Raw genomic sequence first — 9,717 nt, forward strand, 5'->3', positions numbered from 1 at the left:
TTGATGATATTTAAAAAGGTCGGCTTTGCCGGCCTTTTTACTTTACTCAATCTTTTCTTGTAATCACGTAATTCTTGACGGGGAACTGCATGACTGCCTTTTCAAGTTCACCGTTTTTATAATAAAAGCGGTTACGGTTACCATTGACATCTACCTCGTAATATTCCCCCTTTTTCACAATCGGCGATACCAAACCATAAGCCTCCGCCATAAATTCTTTGACCTGCTTGGGTTCCTGAAAGTAAAAAACTGCCGCGCTGAAATATAGAGGTTTGTGGATGGTAGTGTCCAGTTCGTATTTGTAATTAGTCGTTTGAACTTTGTAATGATCTCTATTCCAATCGATGTCAGACTTGAAATTTCCCCGATTTGTATTGGAAGTTAACCTTACCGTCCTGAGCAATCCATCTTTGTATGTGGTTTTGGTAAAGTAGTCCAAATTGATCCTTCCAAAAAACCAGAAGCTCACATTACTGCTCAATTCATAGACCACCTCTTCACCCCTATCAAATTTTTTGGCAGTCATTTCGCCAATTGATATGCCAGCAATCGACACATCATATTTTTGTACCATTTGCGCATTAGAATAGCCTGTAGCCCCCAAAAACAGTCCGAATACTGCTATAATTAATAATTTCATTTTCATGCCCGAAATTGAAAAGAAATGTTTGTAAGCTCAAAGGAATAAGGTGAAAATATCTAAAATCAGATTTATCAGATTCTTTATTAACTCCCTTTAAAAGCGGGTTTTTCAAGAAATTGAATTTAAAGAAAACAAGGCAAAACTTTCTCTTGAGTTTGCTGGGCAAACAACTTCTTGGTAATTACAACAAAGGGGTTGGGAATATGCTCAAACCATTGCAGAAGCAGCTTGGACCAGCAGCTTTGGCATTCCTCTAAAGAACTTAAATCCCTGTTTAAAAGCCATGGATTTATTGTTAAATTCATGGCTTCTGTATTAAAAAGCTCATGCGAAAAGTGTCGACAGTATATATATTTTAAACATCCAACCCTAGCCTACGGTGCAGTACATTTATAGCCGCTATAAATCATTTAATAACCAGATGAAACATTACTTCTTACTCCTCATCTTAATTTCAGGAAGCTTGTACTCCTGTACCAATTTAATAGATCAAGAAGCAGAAATTTGGCTAACGGTCCCCAGCAAAGACATTCTTTTCCAACAACAAGAAAATATTGTATTAAGTCAGAATCCGAATTTAGAGCCAACTATTTTGATTGATGATCAAATGCGGTTTCAGGAAATTGAGGGCTTTGGTTTCACTTTAAGCCAGGGTTCTGCTATGCACCTCTTGGGCATGGATAAGGATAAAAGAAAGGAGTTGTTACTGGAATTGTTTGGTGATGGAAAGAGTGATATAGGCATTTCTTACTTAAGATTAAGTATTGCCGCCTCAGACTTGAACGAAACGGTGTTTTCTTATCATGATTTGGAAGAAGGCGAGTCTGATCCTGAATTGACAAAATTTGATTTAGGGCCTGATAGGGAGGATGTAATTCCTATTTTGAAAGAAATCCTTGAAATCAATCCGAATATCACTTTGATGGCTTCTCCTTGGTCTCCCCCGGCTTGGATGAAGGACAACAATGACACAAGAGGAGGATCATTGCTTCCAGAAAACTACGGTTCCTATGCGCTTTATTTTGTTAAATATATCCAGCAAATGAAAGAAGAAGGCATACACATAGATGCCATTACAGTACAGAATGAACCTTTACATCCAGGCAATAATCCCAGCTTGCTGATGTTGGCTGAGGAACAAAGGGACTTTGTGAAAAATCATTTGGGGCCAAAATTTGAAGAATATGAGTTGGGCACCAAAATCATCCTTTACGATCACAATGCCGATAGGCCAGACTATCCCATTTCTATTATGAATGACCAGGAAGCTAAAAAATATGTTCATGGATCGGCTTTCCACTTATACGGTGGAGAAATCGAGGCCCTTTCAGATGTACATCAGACACACCCTGACAGGCATATCTATTTCACCGAACAGTGGATCGGAGCACCTGGAAATCTTCCGGAAGACCTCATTTGGCACACCAAAAATCTTACGATCGGAGCCACGCGCAATTGGGCAAGGACAGTATTGGAATGGAACCTGACTTCCAATCCGGAACTTACGCCATTTACTGATAGAGGCGGTTGTAGCAGGTGTTTGGGCGCTGTGACAATTGATGGGAATGAGGTGACCAGAAATCCAGCCTATTATATCATCGCACATGCCAGTAAGTTTGTGACTCCAGGATCTTTGCGGATTGACAGTAATGTGCCTGACAGCATTCCCAATGTGGCCTTTCTCAGACCTGATGGAAAAATCGTCACCTTGTTGCTAAACGAATCAAAAGAAGTAAAAACGTTTTCTATCCAAACCCGCAATTACGTTACTCAGGTGAATTTGGCAGGAGGAGCAGTAGCCACGGTGATTGTAGATTAAATTACCTGTATTTGGGAAGGATTTACCTTGGTAACAAATGACCTCAAAATATAACGGGTTTCAGGTTGGTGCTTAACTTTCTGTAAAGCCCCAATAATATTCTCAGCTTGTTGGGCTTCCATATTTTCATCAAAAAATCCATACCCTGAAAATACCCCTTTCTCAAAATACAAGGCAGAGTGCTCGTTTGGGTAAATGCCCTTTTCCCTAATCAATATAGACTTATAGTTAGACTCTATTGAATCTATAAATTGATTTATTTTTTTATTATAAACCTTGGAAGATTCTTTACCGCAACAAGCCCCTTTACATTTGTTGATTTTGTAATCATGACATTCTTTTGGAGCCTTTTGGATTCCAGCCAGTTTGGGACAAAGGTCAAATTCTTCGACTTTGTCCATCAAAAATTTCCACGCCTCCGAGTGAGAATCAAATTCGTATACAGCTTGTTGAGGTCTGGTGTTTTTAGCTACCTGTAGCCTGATATATCCAGCTCCATCTTCATATTGGTACAATGCCCAATTGCTGGATTTGTACTTCAAGGCCTTGTTGTATTTGGGCCATAAGTTTTTGATTTCCAAAAGTTCAATCAAATATGCCAAAAATTCACTTCCGGTCAATTGCCAGCTGATGTCATGAATTTCTGATTTGAGGTTGAGCTTTTCTATGGAGTTTCCTGAAAAGTGGCCCTTAAACCTTTCCCTGATATTAAGGGCTTTGCCGACATAGATGACTTTGCCGTTTTTATCATGAAAATAATATATACCCGTGCCTTCAGGTATTTTTAGGAATTTCTCCTTTGAAATATTTGGTGGTAAAAAGCTTTCCCCCGAATTGCGCTTCAGACTAGACAGAATGGTTTCAGGTGATTTTTTTTCAATCAATCCAAAAAGAATGGCAGTGGCTTCAGCATCTCCAAAAGCTCTATGCCGATTGGAAATTTTGATCTGCAATTGTTCACAGATCCGACCCAAACTGTAGGAATGAAATCCAGGAAAGGCCTTTCTGCTCAACCTCACTGTACAAAGTTTGGGAGCATCATATTGAAATCCTGACTTTTTAAAAGCTTCTCGGATAAAGCTGTAATCAAAATTGACATTGTGGGCTACGAATACGTTTCCTTTCAGAAAATCAAAGAGTTCTTCAGCGATTTCAGAAAATGTAGGGGAATCCTGAACCATTTCCTGATCTATTCCGGTCAGCCCTGTGATAAAGCCTGGGATGAATCGCTCCGGATTGATTAAGGAATGGAACCTATCCACCTCCTGACCATTCTCATATAGCAGTGCAGCTATTTCCGTAATTCCACCCTGCGTTGGATTCCCTCCGGTCGTTTCAATATCTACGATTACATATTTCATTTACTCCTCCATTCAACTTTCAATTTTCATGATAATTCCGCAGAATTAAAACTCTACGTCAGGCAATGTCATACAATAATAAATTACCAATTGAACAAGCACTTTTGCCATCTGTTTATTAGCAAACGTCAAGTTTTAAAATCTTTTATATATTGGAAAAGTAAAACCCAAGAAATCTAGAAAATTGGACAGAAGAGAATTCGTAAAATTAAGTTCCCTGCTTATGGCCGGTTCGGCCATACCTTTAGCAGGCAACTCAAACTTATTTAAAGAAAAAAATCCTGCGAAGGTCTACAAAGTAGGGATCATCGGATACGGAGACCGGGGATCTGGGATGCATTCAGTCATGAAATCCATGCCGGACAGATTTGTGGTCATCGGCATTTGTGATGTTTTACCCTTCAGGATAGAAAATGCCAAAAGTAAGTATCCCACAGGGATTGTCTATTATGAGGATTACAGCCAGCTTCTAAATAATAAGGAAATTGAAGTGGTATTGGTAGCGACTCCGCTTTATCTTCACTTTGAACATGCCAAGGCTGTACTCGAATCCGGCAAACACCTGTTTTTGGAGAAAACAATGGTATTCAATATTGAGCAGGCCCAGCAACTTCACCAACTGAGTAAATCTTATCCAAACCAGGTTTTACAGGTAGGACATCAATATAGGTATTCACCGCTTTACTATAAGGTAAAGGAAATGATACAAAGCGGATGGCTGGGAAAGGTCACACAAATAGATGCCCGCTGGGACAGAAATCACAATTGGAGAAGATCCGTACCGAACGAATCATTGGAACGCCAGATCAATTGGAGAATGTACAGGGAATATTCAGGAGGTTTGGTAGCGGAACTCCTCTCCCATCAGATTGATTTTATCAATTGGGCTTTTGAAACCGTTCCCAGCCAGATACATGGAATGGGTGGTATCGATCATTTTGATGACGGAAGGGAAACCTTTGACAATGTACAGGTCATGCTGCGCTACGGTAAAGAGGGGATGATTGGTAATTTTGGAGCTACCTGTAGCAATGAATATGAAGGCTATGCTTTTAGGATTAAGGGCTCAAAAGGAATGGTTTCCCTATTGATGAATGAAGGGGTTTTCTATCCGGAGCCGGAAATCAGGGCAGAACTGGAACAAGTAGACGGCGTATCCGGTGCTACGCAACTGGTTTGGTCCAGTGACAAAAAAGGGGTCAAAATCCTGGATCATCCAACAAGAGACGGTTCATTTTATGCTTTGGAAGACTTCCATAGATGCCTGACAGAAAATAAATTACCAGAATCCAATGTAAGCAATGCAGGAAAGACAGCTATTGTAGTGGCTTTGGCCAATAAATCACTTTATGACGGGCAAACTCAATCTTGGGAACCTGGATATAACTTATCTTAATAAATTAACGCTTTACATATTCAGCGATAAGCCTCTCTGCGCATCTTTCTCCATCCATAGCGGCGGAAACAATTCCTCCTGCATATCCTGCCCCTTCCCCACATGGATAGAGTCCCTTTATGACAGGGTGTTCAAAAGTTTCTTTATCTCTAGGTATTCTCACAGGGGAAGAAGTCCTGCTTTCTACACCGATCAGTTGGGCTTCGTTGGTCAGGTACCCTTTCATTTTTTTCCCGAATGCCAACAATCCCTGCCTCAGCCTCTCGGAAATAAAATCCGGCAAAACCTCATGCATATCCACTGCATTTAATCCTGGTTGGTAAGAGGTTTCCAATAGTGAAGAACTGACTTTCTTTTGGGTAAAATCAATCATGCGTTGGGCTGGTGCCACTTGGGTTTTTCCTCCAAACTCCCAGGCTTTTTGTTCCACTTCTGCCTGAAACACCATCGCAGCAAGTGCTCCATGCTTTTGGTATTGGGGCAGGTCCTCCAGTTCTACAGCCACAACCATCCCTGAATTGGCATATTTACTGTCTCTTCGGCTTGGACTCATGCCATTGACCACCAACTCACCGGGTGAGGTGGCCGCAGGAACAATAAATCCTCCCGGACACATACAAAATGAAAAAACGCCTCTTTGCTTCCCCTGATAATGGGTCTGATTGACCAAAGAATAGGCTGCAGCCGGAAGGAAAGGACCTCTGTCCACTGTACAATTGTATTGAATTCTGTCAATCAGGTTTTGACTGTGCTCTATCCTGACACCCAAAGCGAAGGGTTTTGCTTCAATCAGTATTTTTCTTTTATTCAAAAGATGAAAAATATCCCTGGCAGAGTGTCCTGTTGCCAGAATAACTCCTTTTCCCAGAATCCTTTCTCCATCTGCCAATTCTACCCCTTTCATCTCATTGTCCTCGAGGATAAAATCAACCACCTTCGAATCAAACAATACCTCTCCCCCAGCCTGCAAGATGGATTCTCTTAGATCTGCAACCAGTTTAGGCAATTTATTGGTACCGATATGCGGGTGTGCTTCCACCAAAATTTCTTCCGTCGCGCCATGTGCCACTAGGATCTCCATTATCCTTCGGATATCTCCCCTTTTTTTGGATCGGGTGTACAGCTTCCCGTCAGAATAAGTTCCGGCACCGCCCTCACCAAAACAATAATTGGATTCAGGGTTTACAATATGTTCTTTATTGATGGCAGCCAGGTCCCGTCTTCGTGCCCTTACATCTTTACCCCTTTCTATGACAATGGGCTTGACTCCCAGTTCTATGGCTCTCAGCGCTGCAAATAGTCCGGCAGGGCCTGCTCCTACAATGATGATTTGATCTGCATTGCTGACATTGGGATAGTCATGGTGAAACTCCAACATGGGTTTTGGTGCCTCATTGACAAAAACTTCAGCGGAAACATTGATTTTCACGTTTCTGCCCCTGGCATCGATAGAACGTCTCGTCTGTCTTACGTATACATTCGAATCCGATGGAGAAATCCCCACTTTTCTCAATGCTGCTTTCTCAAACAGTTCCGCAGTATAAGCCTCTTCGGGACTTAACTGCAATTGAATGTCTTTTTTCATGGTGTAAGGTTTTTATCCTTAAAACGGTAATTGTGGAATTGTTGAATTGTTTAACTGTTTAACTGTGTAACTGGTGAACTGTGTAGTTGATTAATCGATTAAGAGTTAGATTGTTAAAGGTTTAAGGGTTAAAGGTTAATTGTTAACTTCTTGATTCATTATTCATCATTCTTTATTCGAAATTTTGAAATCATGAACCAACGTCGTTTAGATAAGACTACAAGTTGAATTTAAACTTTTCCAAAGTTGGATTAAAAGTAAAAATAAACATTGTTTACAAATCTGAACTTTGGAAAAGTTACCCTTTACTAAACGACATCGAATGATAAATCGAAGAACTGATGAACCGGTTTAAGGAACAAGCCTCGTAAATCGTACTTCGTAAGTCGTAACTCGTCAAGCTTCTTCTTTCCCAAATATCTCCTTCACTACCCAGCCTTTGCCCCATTCATCCATTTCTTTTTCAGTCCATAGTTCGGGATAGAAAATGACTTTTTGGAACCTTGGAGGCAGGTATTTTTGCCAGTTGGTTCCACCTGTTGCTGCAATGTCCACAGGGTCTTTTTGTAAATACCTGACAGCAGACTTGTAATGGGCCAAAGGCCAAAAAACATTCGCTTTAAGGTCAAGCGTCTTCATCAATTCTTTTAATTCCTCGTCTTTATTTTCACAGGAAACATATTTTTCCCAGATATTGGAGGATCTGTAATTTTCGATCAATTCCTTCAGGTCCTTGGCATACTTTTTCTCGAAAGACTTAAGTGTCAGGGTCTTTTCCCCTGTAGCCAACTCTACAGCACCTTGCTGCCAATAAAGGTTATCAAAAATCAAATCTGTATCCTTTGTCTCGCCTATAGTAGACCGCTTTTCTATGTGGATAAGATTTTTGGCATCAGTAGATAAAATTTCGATTACCCTGTATTGGGCACTTTGAAAACCGCTGGAAGGAAGCAAAGACATTCTGAATTTCAAAAACTGCTCTTTTTCCATACCCTTCCACATCACTGCAAAAGAGGAAATAAGGTGGTCAAAATACATGATTACCCTTTCCAGCCTTTGCTTGAAAAACTCAGCATCAATCTCATGTTTTTCAGCTATTTGTTCCAGCTCCCAAATAATCAGCTTAAAGTATAATTCCGTAATCTGGTGATAAATGATGAAGATTTTTTCGTCTTTGAAGGAAGTTCTTGGCTGTTGTAAGCTAAGCAACATGTCCAGATTGATATAGTCCCAATAGGTCATGTAATCCGCATAAAGCAGGCCTTCGAGATAAGAAGAAAGGTCCTGTCCTGAAGCTTTGAATTTATCCTGAAGGAGTTCGATTTTTTCTAAAACGTCTTTTGGGTAATTTGCTGGGCTCATGAGTTAAAATTTCGCTGGATTAAATAGTTTTTTCAGTGCCTTCTTATTTATTTCAGGCATGGAAAAGGCTTTTCGGCTGTAAAAATCCATTTAAATTAGCAATTAACCAAAATAACTTATGGAGCAAACATCCACGATAAACAAGTCATCCAAGCAGGATTTATTTGAAGGAGTCGATTTTTACCAGGTAGATGACCTTTTGACTGAAGAGCACAAGCTTATCCGCTCTTCTATCAGGGATTTTGTCAAAAAAGAAATAAGCCCATATATAGAAGAATGGGCCCAGGATGCGCATTTCCCTTATGAAATTGTCAAAAAATTCGGAGATGTAGGTGCTTTTGGCCCTCAAATCCCAAGTGAATATGGCGGTGGTGGTCTGGATTACATCTCCTATGGACTGATCATGCAGGAAGTAGAAAGAGGAGATTCTGGAATGCGCTCCACGGCATCTGTTCAGGGATCGCTGGTCATGTATCCGATATATAAATTCGGCTCAGAGGAGCAAAGAAAGAGATTCCTGCCCGCACTTGCCTCAGGTGAGATGTTGGGATGCTTCGGACTGACAGAACCTGACCACGGTTCAAATCCAAGTGGAATGAAAACCAATTTTAAGGACATGGGAGACCATTATCTTCTGAATGGTGCCAAAATGTGGATTTCCAATTCTCCCAAGGCAGACATTGCGGTGGTTTGGGCCAAGAATGAACAAGGCCGGATCCATGGATTGATCGTAGAGAGAGGTATGGAGGGTTTTTCAACGCCTGAAACCCACAACAAGTGGTCCCTTCGGGCTTCCTGCACAGGTGAGTTGGTCTTTGACAATGTCAAAGTTCCGAAAGAAAATTTACTGCCTGGAAAAAGCGGTTTGGGTGCACCTTTGATGTGTTTGGACTCAGCAAGATATGGAATTGCCTGGGGTGCTGTGGGAGCTGCCATGGACTGTTATGATTCTGCCAGAAGGTATGCGTTGGAAAGGATACAGTTTGACAAACCTATTGCTTCTTTTCAATTGATACAGAAAAAACTGGCCGAGATGCTTTCAGAAATCACCAAAGCCCAATTGCTCAACTGGAGACTAGGAAAGCTGATGGATGAAGGTAAAGCCAACACAGCCCAGATTTCCCTGGCAAAAAGAAATAATGTAGCTATGGCCTTGGAAATAGCCAGAGAGGCAAGGCAGATCCATGGAGGCATGGGCATCACTGGTGATTATCCAATTATGAGACACATGATGAATTTGGAGTCCGTAATCACTTACGAGGGCACCCATGATATTCATTTGTTGATATTGGGCAATGAGATTACGGGGATAGCGGCTTTTAAGTAGAAGCGAGAGACGAGATGCGAGATTAAGCTGGCAGAAATGTCATGTTAAAGAAATGGATGTTCTCTCATAAACACACGTTGTTTATATGAAAATCACCTTATCTGTAAGCGAATTGAGAAAAGTAAAATGATTTGAAAAGAAAAGCAAAAAGCAGCTGCTAAATTCGAAAGGGACTATGACAAAAACTGTGTAAGTTGGTTTAGCTACTTACGAAGTTAAAGTTA

Annotated in this window: 7 protein-coding genes; 3 read left to right on the forward strand and 4 right to left on the reverse strand. The window is 40.8% G+C overall.

From position 1 onward, the window contains the following. Positions 1-46: 46 nt before the first annotated feature. The gene (locus tag A33Q_RS03970; protein ID WP_051394810.1) at positions 47-640 is read right to left on the reverse strand and encodes a DUF6134 family protein; all 594 of its coding nucleotides are present in this window, start codon (positions 638-640) and stop codon (positions 47-49) included. 424 nt (positions 641-1,064) lie between these two features. Between A33Q_RS03970 and A33Q_RS03975 the strand changes: the two genes are divergently transcribed. Beyond that, entirely contained in the window at positions 1,065-2,462 is a 1,398-nt protein-coding gene (locus tag A33Q_RS03975; protein WP_009036245.1) for a glycoside hydrolase family 30 protein, read from the forward strand. On the opposite strand, the gene A33Q_RS03980 is transcribed toward A33Q_RS03975, so the two are convergent. Continuing rightward, positions 2,459-3,823 (reverse strand): exonuclease domain-containing protein, encoded by a 1,365-nt coding sequence (locus tag A33Q_RS03980; RefSeq protein WP_009036244.1) that lies wholly within the window; start codon positions 3,821-3,823, stop codon positions 2,459-2,461. The genes A33Q_RS03975 and A33Q_RS03980 overlap by 4 nt on opposite strands. 184 nt (positions 3,824-4,007) lie before the next feature. Here A33Q_RS03980 and A33Q_RS03985 point away from each other — a divergent pair, with 184 nt between their 5' ends. Then, positions 4,008-5,219: a Gfo/Idh/MocA family protein gene (locus A33Q_RS03985; protein WP_009036243.1), complete on the forward strand. Its 1,212-nt coding sequence runs from the start codon at positions 4,008-4,010 to the stop codon at positions 5,217-5,219. Between the two features lie 4 nt (positions 5,220-5,223). Here the strand turns inward: A33Q_RS03985 and A33Q_RS03990 are convergent, their stop codons facing one another. Then, on the reverse strand, positions 5,224-6,804 hold the full coding sequence (locus tag A33Q_RS03990) for an NAD(P)/FAD-dependent oxidoreductase (RefSeq protein ID WP_009036242.1): 1,581 nt from the start codon (positions 6,802-6,804) through the stop codon (positions 5,224-5,226). 396 nt (positions 6,805-7,200) lie between these two features. Further along, the gene (locus A33Q_RS03995; protein ID WP_009036241.1) at positions 7,201-8,166 is read right to left on the reverse strand and encodes a tryptophan 2,3-dioxygenase family protein; all 966 of its coding nucleotides are present in this window, start codon (positions 8,164-8,166) and stop codon (positions 7,201-7,203) included. Positions 8,167-8,284: 118 nt separating this feature from the next. Between A33Q_RS03995 and A33Q_RS04000 the strand changes: the two genes are divergently transcribed. Then, positions 8,285-9,493 carry an acyl-CoA dehydrogenase family protein gene (locus A33Q_RS04000; RefSeq protein ID WP_009036240.1) on the forward strand — a complete coding sequence of 403 codons (1,209 nt, stop codon included), beginning with the start codon at positions 8,285-8,287 and terminating at the stop codon, positions 9,491-9,493. Positions 9,494-9,717: the final 224 nt, after the last annotated feature.

Origin of the sequence: Indibacter alkaliphilus LW1 (assembly GCF_000295935.2) — a bacterium.
GTDB classification, from domain to species: Bacteria; Bacteroidota; Bacteroidia; order Cytophagales; family Cyclobacteriaceae; genus Indibacter; species Indibacter alkaliphilus.